At 74.2% G+C, this 17,605-nt stretch carries 12 protein-coding genes; 10 read left to right on the forward strand and 2 right to left on the reverse strand.

What is annotated here, in order from left to right:
- The first annotated feature begins 31 nt into the window (after positions 1-31).
- The 7 genes from LIX60_RS17895 to LIX60_RS17925 all read left to right on the forward strand — a co-directional run bounded on the left by LIX60_RS17895 (position 32) and on the right by LIX60_RS17925 (position 10,582).
- Complete coding sequence (locus tag LIX60_RS17895; protein ID WP_227959336.1) at positions 32-1,813, forward strand: acyclic terpene utilization AtuA family protein; 1,782 nt, start codon at positions 32-34, stop codon at positions 1,811-1,813.
- Positions 1,814-1,931: 118 nt separating this feature from the next.
- Positions 1,932-3,527: an acyl-CoA carboxylase subunit beta gene (locus tag LIX60_RS17900; RefSeq protein ID WP_227959337.1), complete on the forward strand. Its 1,596-nt coding sequence runs from the start codon at positions 1,932-1,934 to the stop codon at positions 3,525-3,527.
- An 8-nt stretch (positions 3,528-3,535) separates the two neighbouring features.
- Entirely contained in the window at positions 3,536-5,629 is a 2,094-nt protein-coding gene (locus tag LIX60_RS17905) for a biotin carboxylase N-terminal domain-containing protein (RefSeq protein WP_227959338.1), read from the forward strand.
- Positions 5,630-5,985: 356 nt separating this feature from the next.
- Positions 5,986-7,236, forward strand: coding sequence for an acyl-CoA dehydrogenase family protein (locus LIX60_RS17910; protein ID WP_227959339.1), 1,251 nt, complete (start codon positions 5,986-5,988; stop codon positions 7,234-7,236).
- A 291-nt stretch (positions 7,237-7,527) separates the two neighbouring features.
- Entirely contained in the window at positions 7,528-9,129 is a 1,602-nt protein-coding gene (locus LIX60_RS17915) for a 4-coumarate--CoA ligase family protein (RefSeq protein ID WP_227959340.1), read from the forward strand.
- Positions 9,126-9,926: an enoyl-CoA hydratase family protein gene (locus LIX60_RS17920; RefSeq protein ID WP_227959341.1), complete on the forward strand. Its 801-nt coding sequence runs from the start codon at positions 9,126-9,128 to the stop codon at positions 9,924-9,926. The genes LIX60_RS17915 and LIX60_RS17920 overlap by 4 nt, the downstream gene beginning before the upstream one ends.
- On the forward strand, positions 9,914-10,582 hold the full coding sequence (locus LIX60_RS17925; protein WP_227959342.1) for a TetR/AcrR family transcriptional regulator: 669 nt from the start codon (positions 9,914-9,916) through the stop codon (positions 10,580-10,582). Before LIX60_RS17920 ends, LIX60_RS17925 begins: the two co-directional genes overlap by 13 nt.
- A gap of 138 nt (positions 10,583-10,720) precedes the next feature.
- On the opposite strand, the gene LIX60_RS17930 is transcribed toward LIX60_RS17925, so the two are convergent.
- Positions 10,721-11,821, reverse strand: coding sequence for a citrate synthase 2 (locus LIX60_RS17930; protein ID WP_227959343.1), 1,101 nt, complete (start codon positions 11,819-11,821; stop codon positions 10,721-10,723).
- Positions 11,822-12,336: 515 nt separating this feature from the next.
- Here LIX60_RS17930 and pdxH point away from each other — a divergent pair.
- Together pdxH and LIX60_RS17940 are read left to right on the forward strand one after the other, a co-directional pair.
- Positions 12,337-12,966, forward strand: coding sequence for a pyridoxamine 5'-phosphate oxidase (pdxH, locus tag LIX60_RS17935; protein WP_039823699.1), 630 nt, complete (start codon positions 12,337-12,339; stop codon positions 12,964-12,966).
- Positions 12,967-13,618: 652 nt separating this feature from the next.
- Positions 13,619-15,109, forward strand: coding sequence for a PAS domain-containing protein (locus LIX60_RS17940; RefSeq protein WP_227959344.1), 1,491 nt, complete (start codon positions 13,619-13,621; stop codon positions 15,107-15,109).
- Between the two features lie 42 nt (positions 15,110-15,151).
- Here the strand turns inward: LIX60_RS17940 and LIX60_RS17945 are convergent, their stop codons facing one another.
- Positions 15,152-15,973 (reverse strand): SIS domain-containing protein, encoded by an 822-nt coding sequence (locus LIX60_RS17945; RefSeq protein WP_227959345.1) that lies wholly within the window; start codon positions 15,971-15,973, stop codon positions 15,152-15,154.
- 321 nt (positions 15,974-16,294) lie between these two features.
- Here LIX60_RS17945 and LIX60_RS17950 point away from each other — a divergent pair, with 321 nt between their 5' ends.
- Positions 16,295-16,987: a metal-dependent transcriptional regulator gene (locus tag LIX60_RS17950; RefSeq protein ID WP_227959346.1), complete on the forward strand. Its 693-nt coding sequence runs from the start codon at positions 16,295-16,297 to the stop codon at positions 16,985-16,987.
- Positions 16,988-17,605 lie beyond the last annotated feature (618 nt).

Raw genomic sequence — 17,605 nt, forward strand, 5'->3', positions numbered from 1 at the left:
CGGCACGTCACCGGACCACAGGACCGCGCCGGTGAACGGAACCGACCTGAGAGCCAGCGCCCTCACCTCGGCCTCCGCCCCCGACGGGACCCCCGCCCCCCTCCGCATCGGCAACGCCTCCGGCTTCTACGGCGACCGCTTCGACGCCGTCCGCGAGATGCTGACCGGCGGCCCGCTGGACGTCCTCACCGGTGACTATCTGGCCGAGCTGACCATGCTCATCCTGGGCCGGGACCGCCTCAAGGACCCCTCCCGCGGCTACGCCAAGACCTTTCTGCGCCAGCTGGAGGAGGGCCTCGGTCTCGCCGCCGAACGGGGCGTGAAGATCGTCACCAACGCCGGCGGCCTGAATCCCGCCGGGCTCGCCGACGCGGTCCGTGCCCTGTCGGAGCGCGTCGGCGTCCCCGTGCGGGTCGCGCATGTCGAGGGTGACGACCTCCTGCACCGCGCCGGTCGGCACGGTGGGGAAGGCGAGGGCTGGGGCGGGGGTGTTCTCACCGCCAACGCTTACCTCGGCGGCGCGGGCATCGCCGCCTGCCTGCGCGCGGGTGCCGACGTGGTGGTCACCGGCCGGGTCACGGACGCCGCGCTCGTCACCGGACCGGCCGCCGCGCACTTCGGCTGGGCGCCCGACGACTGGGACGCCCTCGCCGGAGCGGTCGTCGCCGGACACGTCCTCGAATGCGGCACCCAGGCGACCGGCGGCAACTACGCCTTCTTCACCCGGCACGGCCTCCCGTCCCTGCGCCACCCCGGCTTCCCGGTCGCCGAGCTGCACGCGGACGGCAGCTCCGTCATCACCAAGCACCCGGGCACCGGCGGCGTGGTCACCACCGGAACGGTCACCGCGCAGCTCCTCTACGAGACGGCCGCCGCACGCTACGCCGGGCCGGACGTCACCGCCCGCCTGGACTCCGTACGCCTCGCGCCGGACGGCCCGGACCGGGTGCGGATCAGCGGTGTGCGGGGCGAGGCGCCGCCGCCGGCGCTCAAGGCCGGGCTGACCCGGATCGGCGGCTGGCGCAACGAGGTCGTCTTCGTGCTGACCGGGCTGGACATCGAGGCCAAGGCCCGGCTGGTGCGCGACCAGATGGAGGCCGCGCTGGCGTCCCGCCGCCCCGCCGAGGTGCGCTGGACACTGGCCCGCACGGACCGCGCCGACGCGCCCGTGGAGGAGGAGTCGAGCGCGCTGCTGCGGCTGGTGGTCCGCGATCCGGACGCGGAGGCGGTCGGCCGCCGGGTCAGCGGGGCGGCCGTGGAGCTCGGGCTGGCCAGTTACCCCGGCTTCCACCTCACGGCCCCGCCCGGCCCGGGATCCCCGTACGGGGTGTTCGAGGCGGTGTTCGTGGACGCGGCCGGGGTACCGCACACGGCCGTGCTGCCGGACGGGGAGCGTGTCGCCGTGGAGCCGCCGCCGACGACGCGGCCGCTGGAGGAGGTCCCCGAGCCGCCCCTGCCCGAGCCGCTTCCGCCCGGTCTGCCGACCCGCCGCGCACCGCTCGGTCAGGTCGCGGGGGCGCGCAGCGGGGACAAGGGCGGCAGCGCGAACGTCGGTCTGTGGGCGGAGACGGACCACGCCTGGCGCTGGCTGGCCCATGAGCTGACGGTGGACCGGCTGCGCGAACTCCTGCCCGAGGTACGGGCTTTGCCCGTCACCCGCCATGTACTGCCGGGGCTGCGCGCCCTGAACTTCACCGTGGACGGCCTGCTGGGCGAGGGCGTCGCCTCCCAGGCCCGCTTCGACCCGCAGGCGAAGGCCCTGGGGGAGTGGCTGCGCGCCCGCCACCTGGACATACCGGAGGTACTGCTGTGACGCGTCCGCCGAACCGGCACCCGGAGCGCCGCCGGAAACCGCGACAGACGCGGGAGACACGGAAACCGAGGGAGATGCGGGAGATGCGGGAGATGCGAGAGACGCGGGAGGGCACCCGATGACCGTGCTCCCCTCCGCGCTCGACACCGCCGGCGCCGACTACGCGGCCAACCGTGCCGCGATGCTCGCCAAGCTCGCCGATCTCGACGCCGAGCACACCAAGGCCCTGGCGGGCGGCGGCGAGAAGTACGTGGCCCGGCACCGGAAGCGGGGCAAGCTGCTCGCCCGCGAGCGGATCGAACTGCTCCTCGATCCGGACACGCCCTTCCTGGAGCTCTCCCCGCTCGCCGCCTGGGGCAGCGACTACACCGTGGGCGCCTCCCTCGTCACCGGCATCGGGGTGATCGAGGGCGTCGAGTGCCTGATCACCGCCAACGACCCGACCGTGCGCGGCGGTGCCAGCAACCCCTGGACGCTCAAGAAGGCCCTGCGCGCCAACGAGATCGCCTTCGCCAACCGCCTCCCGGTGGTCAGTCTGGTCGAGTCGGGCGGCGCGGATCTGCCCAGCCAGAAGGAGATCTTCATCCCGGGCGGGGCGCTCTTCCGGGACCTCACCCGGCTGTCGGCGGCCGGGATCCCCACCATCGCCGTGGTGTTCGGCAACTCCACGGCCGGCGGCGCGTACATCCCCGGGATGTCCGACCACACGATCATGGTGAAGGAGCGGGCGAAGGTCTTCCTCGGCGGGCCGCCGCTGGTCAAGATGGCCACGGGCGAGGAGAGCGACGACGAGTCGCTGGGCGGCGCCGAGATGCACGCCCGCACCTCCGGCCTCGCCGATCACTTCGCCGTCGACGAACCCGACGCGCTCCGGCAGGCGCGCCGCGTCGTCGCCCGTCTCAACCACCGCAAGGCGCACCCCGATCCGGGCCCCGCCGGGCCGCCGAAGTACGACGAGGACGAGCTCCTCGGCATCGTCCCCGGCGACCTGAGGACTCCGTTCGACCCGCGCGAGGTCATCGCCCGGATCGCCGACGGCTCGGACTTCGACGAGTTCAAGCCGCTCTACGGCAGCAGCCTCGCCACCGGCTGGGCGTCCCTGCACGGCTATCCCGTCGGCATCCTGGCCAACGCCCAGGGGGTGCTGTTCAGCGAGGAGTCGCAGAAGGCGGCGCAGTTCATCCAGCTCGCCAACCAGCGCGACATCCCGCTGGTCTTCCTGCACAACACCACCGGCTACATGGTCGGCAAGGAGTACGAGCAGGGCGGCATCATCAAGCACGGCGCTCAGATGATCAACGCGGTGTCCAACTCCCGGGTTCCGCATCTCTCCGTGCTCATGGGCGCCTCCTACGGCGCCGGCCACTACGGCATGTGCGGACGGGCGTACGACCCGCGCTTCCTCTTCGCCTGGCCCAGCGCGAAGTCGGCGGTGATGGGACCGCAGCAGCTCGCGGGCGTCCTGTCGATCGTCGCCCGGGCCTCCGCCGCCGCGAAGGGACAGCCGTACGACGACGACGCGGACGCCGCGCTGCGCGCCATGGTCGAGCAGCAGATCGAATCCGAGTCGCTGCCGTTCTTCCTCTCCGGACGCCTCTACGACGACGGCGTCATCGACCCGCGCGACACCCGCACCGTGCTCGGCCTGTGCCTGTCCGCGATCCACACCGCACCCGTGGAAGGCGCCCGCGGCTTCGGCGTCTTCCGGATGTGAGGGGACCCATGCCGAACACAGAGCCGAACGAAGAGTCGAACGCAGAGCCGGGCCCGGGGACGGCCACCGGTCCCGCCGGCAGCGGCACGGCCGGCCCTGTCCCCGTCACCACCCCCGCCCGCCCCCTGCGCACCGTCCTGGTCGCCAACCGCGGCGAGATCGCCTGCCGCGTCTTCCGCACCTGCCGCGAGCTGGGCCTCGCCACGGTCGCCGTGCACTCCGACGCCGACGCGGAGGCCCTGCACGTGCGGACCGCCGACGCCGCCGTGCGTCTCCCGGGCGACAGCCCCGCGGACACCTACCTCCGCGGTGACCTGATCGTGAAGGCGGCCCTCACCGCCGGCGCCGACGCGGTCCACCCGGGCTACGGATTCCTCTCCGAGAACGCCGGCTTCGCCCGGCAGGTCCGGGACGCCGGACTGGTGTGGATCGGCCCGCCACCCGAGGCGATCGACGCGATGGCCTCCAAGACCCGCGCCAAGGACCTCATGGCCGAGGCGGGGGTGCCGCTGCTGCGCCCCGTGGACCCGGACCGGGCCACCGGCTCGGACCTCCCGCTCCTGGTCAAGGCGGCGGCCGGTGGCGGCGGACGCGGTATGCGGCTGGTCCGCGACCTGGCCGACCTCCCCGCCGAACTGGCTGCCGCCTCCGCGGAGGCCGCCTCGGCCTTCGGTGACGGCGAGGTGTTCGCGGAGCCGTATGTGGAGAACGGCCGCCACGTCGAGGTGCAGATCCTGGCCGACACCCACGGCACCGTCTGGGCGCTCGGCACCCGCGACTGCTCACTCCAGCGCCGTCATCAGAAGGTCATCGAGGAGGCCCCCGCCCCCGGCCTGCCGCAGGCGCTGCGCGACACCCTCCACACGGCCGCGGCCGAGGCGGCCCGCGCCATCGGCTACACCGGCGCGGGGACGGTCGAGTTCCTCGTCTCCGCCGCACACCGGGCGTACTTCCTGGAGATGAACACCCGTCTGCAGGTGGAGCACCCGGTGACGGAGGAGGTCTACGGTCTCGACCTCGTCGCCTGGCAGCTCCGTGTCGCCGAGGGCGCCGAGCTGCCCGCCGAGCCGCCCGCGCCCACTGGGCACGCCGTCGAGGCCCGGCTGTACGCGGAGGACCCGTCACGGGACTGGCAGCCCCAGTCCGGGCCGCTGTACCGCCTCGACGTTCCCGGCGTGCGGCTGGACACCGGGTTCACCGGGGGCGACACCATCGGCGTCCACTACGACCCGATGCTGGCGAAGGCGATCGTCCACGCGCCGACGCGGGCCGAGGCGGTCCGCCGGCTGGCCGACGCGCTGGCCCGGGCCCGCGTCCACGGCCCGGTCACCAACCGGGACCTGCTGGTCCGCTCCCTCCGCCACCCGGACTTCGCGGCGGGCCGGCTCGACACCGGCTTCTACGACCGCCATCTGCCGGAACTCACCGAACCGGCCTCCGCCGGGCCCGCGGCGGGCGGCCCGGTGGGCCGTACGGCGGGCAGCACGGCGGCGGGCGGCCCGGTGGGCATCTCCGCCCTGGCGGCCGCGCTGGCCGCCACAGCCGCCCGCACCGGTTCCGCGGCGGGCCTCCCCGCCCGTCTGGGCGGCTGGCGCAATCTGCCCTCCGGCCACCAGACCACCGTCTACCGCGCCGAGCCCGACGGCACCGCGTACGAGATCCGCCACCGCCTCACCCGGGACGGCCTGGACGCCCCCGGCCATCCGGACGTACGGCTGGTCGCGGCGGGCCCGGAGCGGGTCGTCCTGGAGACGGCGGGGGTCCGCCGCACCTTCGAGGTGGCCGTGTACGGCACCCGGGTCCACGTCGAATCGCCCCTGGGGGCCTGTGCGTTCACTACCGTCCCCCGCTTCACCGACCCGGCCGCCCGTACCGAGCCGGGCTCGCTGCTGGCTCCCATGCCGGGCACGGTGGTGCGGGTGGCGGACGTCGCCGTCGGCGACCGGGTGGAGCAGGGGCAGCCGCTCCTGTGGCTGGAGGCCATGAAGATGGAGCACCGCATCACGGCCCCCACCCCGGGCACGCTGACGGCCCTGCACGCCGCCCCGGGCCGGCAAGTGGAGGTGGGCGCCCTGCTGGCCGTCGTGTCGGACGGCCCCTGAGTACGGGCCCGGGGGCCGGGGGCCGGGGGCCTGGGGCTGTCGCAGCGGGGCCGGCGGCTCGGGGCCTTCCCGGCCGCGGCTGCCCGGTCTCATCCGCCCGGCTCGGTCATACGACCCCAAGTGCCCGGTCTCAACTGCCCGGTCTCAACTGCCCGGCCCCAACTGCCCGGTCTCCACTGTTCGGTTCCCGACGCGACGCCCGGAGGCGTCCGTCCACCCGTCCGGCCCCCGCCCCACCGGCGGCCCGTCCCGCCCGTAGCCGCCACCCCGTACCCGTCCGCACCCTCCCGCATCCGTCCACACCGTCACCCGTACAGCACGCCCCTCTCCAGCAAGCCCCTCCCGAGGAGGCCCTCATGCCCGCGTCCCCGTCCTCCAGCGCAGTCACCGCGTCCACAGCCCTCGAATCCGACGAACACCGCGCCCTCCGTCAAGCCGTCGCCGCCCTCGGGGCCCGCTACGCCCGCGACTTCTTCACCGCGGACGGCCCCGGCCCCGGCCCCGGCGCCGGCCCCGGCGGGAAAGGCGAGCCCACCACCAGGACCCGCCACATCCAGGACCTGTGGCAGGAGGCCGCCAAGCTGGGCTACCTCGGCATCAACCTCCCCGAGGAGTACGGCGGCGGGGGCGCGGGCATCTCCGAACTCGCCATCGTGCTGGAGGAACTGGGGGCGGCCGGCTGCCCGCTCCTCATGCTCGTCGTCTCGCCGTCCATCTGCGGCACGGTCATCGCCCGCTTCGGCACCGAGGAGCAGAAGCGGCAGTGGCTGCCGGGCCTCGCCGACGGCAGCCGCGTGATGTCCTTCGGCATCACCGAGCCCGACGCCGGTTCGAACTCGCACCGGATCACCACCACCGGCCGCCGCGCCCCCGACGGCAGCGGCGACTGGCTGCTCACCGGCCGGAAGGTCTTCATCTCCGGGGTGGACATCTCGGACGCCACGCTGATCGTCGGCCGGGCCGCGGACTCCCGCACCGGCAAGCTCAAGCCCTGCCTGTTCATCGTCCCCCGGGACACCCCCGGGTTCGAGTACCGGCAGATCGACATGGAACTGCACGCCGCCGAGAAGCAGTTCGAACTGAGCTTCGACGACATCAGGCTGCCCGCCGAGGCGCTCGTCGGCGACGAGGACGCCGGACTGCTCCAGCTCTTCGCGGGGCTCAACCCGGAGCGCATCATGTCGGCCGCGTTCGCCCTCGGGATGGGCCGCTTCGCCCTGGCGAAGGCGGTCGACTACGCCCGTACCCGGCAGGTGTGGAAGGCGCCGATCGGCGCGCACCAGGCGATCGCGCACCCGCTCGCCCAGGCGCACATAGAACTCGAACTGGCGCGCCTCATGACGCAGAAGGCGGCCCGCCTGTACGACGCGGGGGACGACATCGGCGCGGGCGAGGCGGCCAACATGGCCAAGTACGCGGCCGCAGAGGCGAACGTCCGGGCGGTGGACCAGGCGGTGCACACGCTCGGCGGCAACGGCCTCACCAAGGAGTACGGCCTGGCGCAGCTCGTCACCGCCTCCCGGGTCGCCCGGATCGCCCCGGTGAGCCGGGAAATGATCCTCAACTATGTGTCCCACCAGTCCCTGGGGCTCCCCAAGTCGTACTGAGTCGGTCATCCTTGTGAGCCACCCGCGGGGGCTGTGAGCCTCATCACAGCGCCGGGGTGTGGCGGTGCCGTGCACCCGGGGGCCGACCGGGGCCGCGGCCCGGCGCGCGATGCGGCTCGGGAACACGGGCGAGCAGGCACCCGGGCAGCACACCCGAAAACAGCACACCCCCGAATACAGCACACCCCCGAAAACAGCACACGCCCGCAGGCAGCACACACCCGCAGGCACAGAGGCACCAGGCACACAGGGATACAGGCACACAGGGACCCAGAGAGCGGAGGGATCACCATGATCCACCGGAGCGCCTACCCGGACGTCCGGCCCGTCGATCAGCCCATCCACGAAGCCGTCCTCGGCCGGGCAGCCGAGTTCGGGGACACCCCCGCGCTGATCGACGGCGTGGACGGCACCACGGTCAGCTACGCCCAGCTCGACACGTTCACCCGCCGGATCGCCGCGGCGCTCGCCGAGGCGGGGGTCCGCAAGGGCGACGTCCTGGCCCTGCACAGCCCGAACACCATCGCCTATCCGGCCGTCTTCTACGCCGCGACCATGGCCGGCGCCTCCGTCACCACCGTCCACCCGCTCGCCACCGCCGAGGAGCTCGCCAAACAACTGCGCGACTCCGGGGCGCGCTGGATCGTCACGGTGTCCCTGCTCCTGGAGACGGCCAAGGCGGCGGCCGCCGCGGCGGAGGCGGCCGGGGGCGGTCCGGTCGCGGAGATCTTCGTCTGCGACCGGGCGGAGGGCCACCGCTCCGTCCTGCACGACATGCTCGCCTCGACGGCCCCGGAACCGGTGGTGGAGATCGACCCCGCCGAGGACGTGGCGGTGCTGCCGTACTCCTCGGGCACCACCGGCGCCCCCAAGGGCGTGATGCTCACCCACCGCAGCATCGCCACCAACCTCGCCCAGCTCGATCCGCTGCTCCCGAACGAGACGGACGAACGCATCCTCGCCGTTCTCCCCTTCTTCCACATCTACGGCCTGACCGCCCTCATGAACGCCCCGCTCCGCCGGGGCGCCACCGTCGTCGTGCTGCCCCGCTTCGACCTGGAGCAGTACCTGGCGGCCATCGAACGCCACCGGGTCACGGCGCTCTACGTCGCCCCGCCGATCGTGCTGGCCCTCGCCAAGCACCCGGCGGTCACGGAGCACGACCTGTCCTCCGTGCGGTACGTCCTGAGCGCCGCGGCGCCCCTGGACGCCGAGCTGGCCGCGGCCTGCTCCCGCCGCCTCGGCGTACCGCCCGTGCTGCAGGCGTACGGGATGACGGAGCTGTCGCCCGGCACGCACGCCGTGCCGCTCGACGCGGAGAACCCGCCGCCGGGCACCGTCGGCACCCTGGTGCCCGGCACCGAGATGCGGATCGTCTCCCTCGACGACCCCGCACAGGACGTGGACCCGGGCGAGCCGGGCGAGGTCCTGATCCGCGGCCCGCAGGTGATGAAGGGCTACCTCGGCCGCCCGGACGCGACCGCCGCGATGATCGACGAGGACGGCTGGCTGCACACCGGGGACGTCGGCCGGGTGGACGCCGGCGGCTGGCTCTTCGTCGTCGACCGGGTCAAGGAACTCATCAAGTACAAGGGCTACCAGGTGGCGCCCGCCGAGCTGGAGGCCTGCCTGCTGACCCACCCGGAGATCGCCGACGCGGCGGTCATCGGCGTCACGGACGAGGACGGCAACGAGATCCCCAAGGCGTACGTCGTGCGCAGGCCGGGGGCCGGGACCACGGCCGGGCAGGTCATGACGTACGTTGCGGAACGGGTCGCCCCCTACAAGAAGATCCGCCGGGTCGAGTTCCTGGACGCGGTGCCCCGCGCCGTCAGCGGCAAGATCCTCCGGCGCGAACTCCGGACCCGGGAAAGGACGTCCACCACGCCATGACCGACGCACAGGCCCCGGCACAGCAGCCGGAACAGCCCTCCGCGCGGCCCCTGGTGCGCCGCGCGACCGAACGCGGCGTCACCACGCTCACCCTCGACTCGCCGCACAACCGCAACGCGCTCTCCACCCGCCTCGTCACCGAACTGCACGAGGCCCTGGCGGAGGCCGCGGCCGACGCGGACGTCCGCGCCGTCCTGCTCACCCACACCGGCACCACGTTCTGCGCCGGCGCGGACCTCACCGAGGCCGGCTCGGCGGACGCGGCCTCCGCCCCGCTCGGCCTGGCCCGGCTGCTCCGTACGGTCACGGAGCTGCCGAAGCCCGTGGTGGCGCGGGTGACCGGCCATGTGCGGGCGGGCGGGCTCGGCCTGCTGGGGTGCTGCGACATCTCGGTGGCGGGACCGGGCACGAGCTTCGCGTTCACCGAGGCCCGGCTCGGCCTGGCGCCCGCGGTGATCTCCCTGCCGCTGCTGCCGCGCCTCGACCCGCGCGCCGCCGCCCGCTACTACCTCACGGGCGAGCGGTTCGACGCGGACGAGGCGAGCCGGATCGGCCTCGTCACCGTTTCGGCCGAGGACCCGGACGAGGCGCTCACCCCGATCCTGGACGGACTGCGGCGGGCGTCCCCGCAGGGGCTGGCGGAGTCGAAGAAGCTGGTCACCGCCGATGTCCTGCGCCGGTTCGACCGGGACACCGGGGAGCTGGCCGAGCAGTCGGCCCGCCTCTTCGCCTCCGCCGAGGCCCGCGAGGGCATGACCGCCTTCCTGGAACGCCGGGACCCGGTATGGGCGCGGTGACGACGGTCCGCGGCCCCAAGCAGGACCGCAGCCGTGCCACCCGGCAGCGGCTGCTGGAGGCCGCGGTCGCCTGCCTGGCCGAACACGGCTGGAGCGGCAGCACGGTCACGGTCGTCGCCGAGCGCGCCGGGGTGTCCCGGGGCGCGGCGCAGCACCACTTCCCCACCCGGGAGGATCTGTTCACGGCGGCGGTCGAACACGTGGCGGAAGAACGCTCGGCGGCGCTGCGCGCGATGCTCAGCGGCGAGGGGGCCGTGCGGGGCGGGAACGCGGCGCCGGGCGGCCGCACCCGGGCCGTCGTGGAGGCGATCGTCGCCCTCTACACGGGGCCGCTGTTCCGGGCCGCGCTGCACCTCTGGGTGGCCGCCTCGAACGAGGAGCAGCTCAAGCCGCGCGTCACCGCGCTGGAGGCCCGTATCGGCCGGGAGAGTCACCGGATGGCGGTCGGGCTGCTCGGCGCCGACGAATCGGTGCCGGGGGTCCGCGAGACGGTGCAGGGCCTGCTGGACATGGCCCGGGGCCTCGGCCTGGCCACGCTGCTCACGGACGACGCGGCCCGCCGCGACCGGGTGGTGGCCCAGTGGGCCCGCATCCTGGACGAGACGCTCGGCCGGGGGCCCGGCGGCACCGGGGAGCACGGGGCCGGGGACTCCTGAGTTTTCCGGCCCGCGGCACACCGCCCCCGCCCCCCTGCCCCCGCACCGGGGTGCGGGGGCAGGGGGGCCGGCGGATGCGGCCGGGGCCCGGCGGGCGTAGCCGGGGCGCGGGGGTGCCCGGCGGGAACGGGCCGGTGCTCAGCCGGCGATGTCCGCGAAGCCCTCGACCTCGCGCGGGTTCCGGGTGCCCGGGCCGATGTAGCGGGCCGAGGGGCGGACCAGGCGGCCCGTGCGCTTCTGCTCCAGGATGTGCGCGGACCAGCCGGCCGTGCGGGCGCAGGTGAACATCGAGGTGAACATGTGCGCGGGCACCTCGGCGAAGTCGAGCACGATGGCGGCCCAGAACTCGACGTTCGTGGCCAGCACCCGGTCGGGGCGCCGGTTGTGCAGCTCCTCCAGGGCGGCGCGCTCCAGCGCCTCGGCGACCTCGTAGCGCGGCGCGGCCAGTTCCTTGGCGGTGCGGCGCAGCACGCGGGCCCGCGGGTCCTCGGCGCGGTAGACGCGGTGGCCGAAGCCCATGAGGCGCTCGCCCTTGTCGAGGGACTTCTTGACGTAGGCGGTGGCGTCGCCGGTGCGCTCGATCTCCTCGATCATGCCGAGCACGCGGGACGGCGCGCCGCCGTGCAGCGGGCCGGACATGGCGCCCACGGCGCCGGAGAGCGCCGCGGCGACGTCGGCGCCGGTGGAGGCGATGACGCGGGCGGTGAAGGTGGAGGCGTTCATGCCGTGCTCGGCGGCGGAGGTCCAGTAGGCGTCGACGGCCTTGACGTGCCGGGGGTCGGGCTCGCCGCGCCAGCGCTTCATGAAGCGCTCGACGACGGTGTCGGCCTTGTCGATCTCCCGCTGCGGGACCATCGGCAGGCCCTGGCCGCGCGCCGACTGGGCGACGTAGGAGAGCGCCATGACGGCGGCCCGGGCGAGGTCGTCGCGGGCCTGGGACTCGTCGATGTCGAGGAGCGGTTTCAGGCCCCAGACGGGGGCGAGCATGGCGAGCGCGGACTGGACGTCGACGCGGATGTCACCGGAGTGGACGGGGATGGGGAACGGCTCGGCGGGCGGCAGGCCGGGGTTGAAGGCGCCGTCGACGAGGAGGCCCCAGACGTTGCCGAAGGAGACGTGGCCGACGAGGTCCTCGATGTCGACGCCGCGGTAGCGGAGGGCGCCGCCTTCCTTGTCCGGTTCGGCGATCTCCGTCTCGAACGCGACGACTCCTTCGAGTCCGGGTACGAAGTCGGACATCAGGCGGCTCCTCTGTGGCGTGATGTGGTCGACACACATGGCTTGTGACCAGAATGTCAAGCTTTGCGGTGTGCGGTGCCGGTCCGGATGCGCGGCCGCCCCGCTCCGCGGCTCTGCGACGCCGACGCGGCTCACGCTCCGTAACGGTTACCCCGGTGATGCCCGGCCCGGGAGATGGTTATCCGTTCGGGCGCACACCGGAGAGGCACTGAGGGTCTCTACAGGCGGGACACGATATCTCGCGCCATCCGGGGGCTATAGGGGCCCAGCCGATGATTTTGGCCGGTTCGGCCGATGCGGGGAAGCGTGAGAAGCGGCACACCGTGCCATCTTCCGGGGGAGGAGTTACGCCGCGTAGGGCCCCACAACGCTGCGTCAACGCTCCGTCAGTGTCTTCGGCTCTTCGGATGATGCTGCAAGATGAGTCCGTGCCTGATGATTCTCTGGAGTCCGTGGAGTCCGTGCCGCACGTCGACGCCGATCAGCCGGTGGCGCCCGACTACGATCCCGCCGCCATGCGCGAGCACTACCGCTCGGGAGGTCTGTACGAGGGGGATCTCGCCGGGGCGCCGATGGAGCAGTTCGCCCGGTGGTTCCGGCAGGCGTCGGAGAGCGGCCTCTACGAGCCGAACGCCATGGTCGTCTCCACGGTCGACGCCAGCGGCCGGCCCAGCTCGCGGACGGTCCTGCTGAAGGGCTTCGACGAACGCGGGTTCGTCTTCTTCACGAACTACACCTCCCGCAAGGGCCGGGAGATCGACACCAACCCGTATGTGGCGCTGCTGTTCCCCTGGCACCCCATCGCCCGCCAGGTGCTGGTGGAGGGGGTGGCCGAACGGGTCGGCCGGGACGAGACGGTGGCGTACTTCCGCACCCGCCCGCACGGCTCGCAGCTCGGCGCCTGGGCGAGCCGCCAGTCGGAGCTGGTGGTCTCCCGGGAGGAACTCGACCGTTCCTACGGGGAGCTGGCGGACCGCTATCCGCCGGGCGAGCAGGTGCCGGTGCCGCCGGAGTGGGGCGGGTACCGGGTCTTCCCGGAGGCGGTCGAGTTCTGGCAGGGCCGCGAGAACCGCCTCCACGACCGCCTGCGCTACATCCGCTCCGCGACGGCGAAGGGCTGGACGGTCCAGCGGGTGTGCCCGTAGGGCCACTGCGGCACCGGATGGCGGTACCGGGCGGCGGGACGGCGGCGGCTGCCCGCGGCGGCCCCACGGGGAGCGCCGGGGCCCGGGCCCGTGCCGGTCCCGTGCCCCTGGACGGCGCGGGCCGGGAACGCAGACGACCCGCGAGCCTCTTCCCCCAGCGCCGGGCCAACGGCTCGGCGGCAAGGGGGCCGGTCGGACGTACCGGCGGCTCGCGGGTCGGGTGACTGCTGGGAATTGGGCCGGCTGCACGCATCTCTCACGTGCGGGTCCGGCGGTGCGCAGAGCGCGACGACGGACTGCTAGCCCGCAGTCACCTCACGCGTCCGGATTTCTGACATCTGCCGAACCACCTCCCTTCTCGTGTGCTGCGAGGGTAGGCGGACGACCCGCCGGGACTCAACGCTTTTTCGGGGGACTTCTCCGGACAGGGCGGGCGGCCGCGTCCTCCCGCCCGCCGTCCGCGTGCGTCTTCCTTCCCAACTGTCTGCCGGTACCGGACCGTTGCGGACCGCTCCCGGCCCCGGTCGTCGCCCGGGGCCACCGATTTCCGGGAACACGGTGTGGGCTCCATCACGTTCGAGTTCAATGAAACGGGATTACGGATTACGGAGTACGTACAGCGCTACGCAGCCACGTCGTCTGGAGGTGCCAGGTGACTGCTCAACGGCCGTCCGGCTCAGGCCCCGTCCCGTCGGCGCGTTCCGCCGGTCCCGGCCGGGAGACTCCTTGTCCCCCGCCGGACTGCGAGGACTCCGACCTGCTGGCCGCGCTGCTGGACGGCATGGACGCCGCCCTCTGCGCCTTCGACGCCGACGGTGTCGTCACCCACTGGAACCGCGAGGCCGAACGCATCCTCGGCTGGTCGGCGGAGGAAGCGGTCGGCCGGCACGGCTTCGCCGGCTGGGCCGTCCGCACGGCCGACGCCGACGAGGTGCAGGGCCGGCTGATGGCGGCGATGGACTCCCCGGGCCGCCAGGTTCACGAATTCGCGCTGCTCACCAAGGACGGCGGCCGGGTCCTCGTCCGCACCCAGTCGGCCGCCGTGCGGGGCGCGAAGGGAGAGCCGGCGGGCGTCTACTGCGCGTTCAGCGAGGTGCACGCCCAGATCGATCTGGAACGGTCCCTGGCGCTGAGCGACGCCCTGTTCGAAGACGCCGCCTGGGGCGTGGTCCTGGTGGACGCCGACCTGCGCCCCGCCGTGGTGGGCGGTCACGCGGCGCGCACCCTCGGCCGGGAACGGGCCGAGCTGCTGGGACGCCCGCTGGGAGATCTGCTGTCGCAGGGCGCGGAGGAACTGGAGAGCTCGCTCCAGCACGTGCTGGCGGAGGGCACGCCCCCCGCCCCCAGCGACCTGTGGGTGACGCTGCGCCCCGCCCGGAGCGACGGCACGGGCGGCACGGGCGGCACGGGCGGCGCCGGCGGCGCCGGCGGCTCCCCGGACGCGGCCGGGGCCGGGCGCGACGACGGCGGGCGCCGCTGCTGGCGCAGCGGCTTCGTCCGGCTGGCGTCACCGCTCGCGGAGGAGCCGGTGCCGCTGGGCGTCGCCTGGTTCTTCCAGGACGTCACGGAGACGAAACTGCTGGAGCGGGAGAGCTCGCTGCTGCGCTTCCGCGGCAACCAGCTGCACCGCGCGGGCATCTCGGCGGCCGAATGCGAGGACCCGGCCGAAGCGGCGACCGTCCATGTCGACTTCGCCCTGGCCGGGTTCGCGGACCACGCGCTGCTCGACCTGCTGTCCCCGGACGGACCGGCCGCCGGCCGGCTGGTGCGGGCCGCGGCCACGCCGACCGGTGCGGGGGGCCCGTGCTCGGCGATCGAACCGGGCGGCATCCCCGTGGGCTACCCGGAGGGCCACCCCGCGCCGCGGGCCGTGGAGCGCACCGGTTCCGTCCGCTCCTCCGCGATCACCGGGGGCGCGGCGGACCCGCGCGACTGGGCGCGGGCCCGGCAGTGGCCGGAGGACTCGGTGCACGCGCTCTGCGTCGTCCTGCGCAGCCGCGGCCGGACCCTGGGCGTGCTGACGTTCCTCCGGGGCGCGAGCCGCCGGCCGTTCGAACGCCAGGACGCGGTGTACGCGGAGGACGTGGCGGTCCGCACGGCCGTCCTGCTGGACCTGGCCGGGGTGACGCGCCCCGGACGGTGAGCCGGGGGCACCCCGGACCCGGTGGGCCCGGTCCGCCGGGGTTCAGGTGTGCCGGTAGAAGATCCGGTCGCGGTACTCGTCCAGGACCTCGCGGTTCCAGTCGTGGCCGCCGTCGACGTTGCCGGAGCGCAGCAGCGGCGGGGTCACCCCGCGCGCGGCGAGCTCGCCGGCGGCGGAGGCCATGACGGCCTGCATCAGCGCGCTGGTCACGACGGTCGAGGCGGGGGCGAAGGGTGCGTCGATGCCGTCGGCGGTCAGTTCCGCGTCCCCCACGGAGATCTTGCTGTCGAGGACCACGTCGCAGTGGTCCTTGAGGAAGGTGCCGCTGGGGTTCTGCGGCTTGGTGGCGGCGGCGTAGGCGACGGAGGTGACCCCGATCACCGTCAGCCCGCGCGCCCGGGCGCCCCGGGCCATCTCCACCGGCAGCGCGTTGCGCCCGGAGAGCGAGATGATCACGAGCAGATCGCCGGACCGCACCGGGGCCGTGCCGAGGACGGCCTCCGCCAGCCCGTCCACCCTTTCGAGTGCGCTGCCGAGGGTGGCGGGCACGACGTCGACTCCTGTCACGCCCGGTACGGCGAGCAGGTTCATCAGGGCGAGACCGCCCGCGCGGTAGACGACGTCCTGGGCGGGCAGCGAGGAGTGCCCGGCGCCGAACGCGAAGAGCCGTCCGCCCGCGGTGACGGTGTCGGCGATCAGGGACCCGGCCCGGAGGATGGCGTCGGTCTCCTCGTCGCGGACGCGCCGCAGCAGGCCGGCGGCGGCGTCGAGGAACCGTCCGGGAAGGTCCTCGCCGGGCCGGGGGGTGGTGAGCTGTGCCGTGAGCCGTGTGGGACGGTTCCCGGGAAGCGCGCTGTCGCTCATCGCCGAGGGGCCCTTTCCGTGGGGTCCGTTGGGGTTTCCGCCGGACGTCCGGCGGAGATCGGGGGAGGATCGGGGGAAGCAGGCCGGAGGATTCGCGGGAGGCCCGGGAGCCGCCGGAGTCCGAGCGGGGCTCCGCGGGATCGCCGCGGTCGGTCCGCCGCGGTGGGGCCCCGGCCGGGCCCGCCCCGCGGCGATCACGGTGCGGTCTACACCACTTCCCTGTCAATACCGCGCCGGCCCGCCGCACGACAGGGGCCGGTTGTCCCCGGCATGCGCAAGAATTGGGGGCCGGGGCCACCGCACCATCTACGAGGGGCACGCATGTCCGGACTCATCGACACCACGGAGATGTATCTCCGCACCATCCTGGAGCTCGAGGAGGAAGGTGTGGTGCCCATGCGCGCGCGGATCGCGGAACGGCTCGACCAGAGCGGTCCGACGGTCAGCCAGACGGTGGCGCGGATGGAGCGCGACGGACTCCTGAGCGTGGCCGGGGACCGCCACCTGGAGCTGACCGAGGAGGGCCGCCGGCTGGCCACCCGCGTCATGCGCAAGCACCGGCTGGCCGAGTGCCTGCTGGTCGACGTCATCGGGCTGGAGTGGGAGCAGGTCCACGCCGAGGCGTGCCGCTGGGAGCACGTCATGAGCGAGGCCGTCGAGCGGCGCGTGCTGGAGCTGCTGCAGCACCCCACGGAGTCCCCGTACGGCAACCCGATCCCGGGCCTGGAGGAGCTGGGCGAGTCCGGCCGGTCCGATCCGTTCCTCGGCGAGGGCGTGGTCAGCCTGGTCGATCTGCGCCCGGGCGCGGAGAGCAAGACGGTGGTCGTCCGGCGGATCGGCGAGCCGATCCAGACGGACGCCCAGCTGATGTACACGCTGCGGCGGGCCGGGGTGCAGCCGGGCTCGGTGGTGAGCGTCCGGGAGTCGGCGGGCGGTGTGCTGGTCGGCAGCGGCGGGGAGGCCGCGGAGCTGGACGCGGACGTCGCCTCCCATGTGTTCGTGGCGAAGCGCTAGCGCCGGCGCGGAGCGGGCCGGCGCCCGGGTCCGCGCCCCGGTCCGCGCCGTTGCCGCGGCGGGCGGGCGCGGCGCCGGGTGAAGGTGCCCCGCCGTACGCCGCCCGTGGTCCGTTCGGGCACCGCACCGGGGGCCGGGCGCGGCGGCGCGGGAGGGGCGCGCGGCGAGGCGTCCGAGGTGCGGACGGCCCGTCAGAAGCGCGGGCGCGAGGGGCACACAGGGGCTGGATTAAGGGCGTAGGGGCAGCGCGCGGACGGCCGGGCATGTCACCCTGTCGCTGAGGCATATGGCGCTGGGGCATTCGCGGGGCGCCGCGTTCTGTCCGCCGACCGGGAGGTGTGCGCGATGGGCCGAGGGAGCCGGATCGGTGCCGATACCCCGGCCGGAAGCGCCGGGGGAGGGCCGGTCCGGGCGGGCGGACGAAGCGGCCGGAGCGGGCTGAACACCGTACGAGCCGGGGGCGGTACCGCATCGGCCCCGCAGGCCGGCCCACCGATCCCGTCGAGCCTGCTGATCCCGCCGAGCCCGTCGATCCGGCGGTCTTCCGGCGTCCGTCCCGGGCGTTCGAAGGCCCCGGCTCGCCATGGCGTAGCCGGGGCCTCGCCTCCCCGTGGCGCG

Origin of the sequence: Streptomyces sp. S07_1.15 (assembly GCF_020739505.1) — a bacterium.
Taxonomy (GTDB): Bacteria; Actinomycetota; Actinomycetes; order Streptomycetales; family Streptomycetaceae; genus Streptomyces; species Streptomyces xinghaiensis.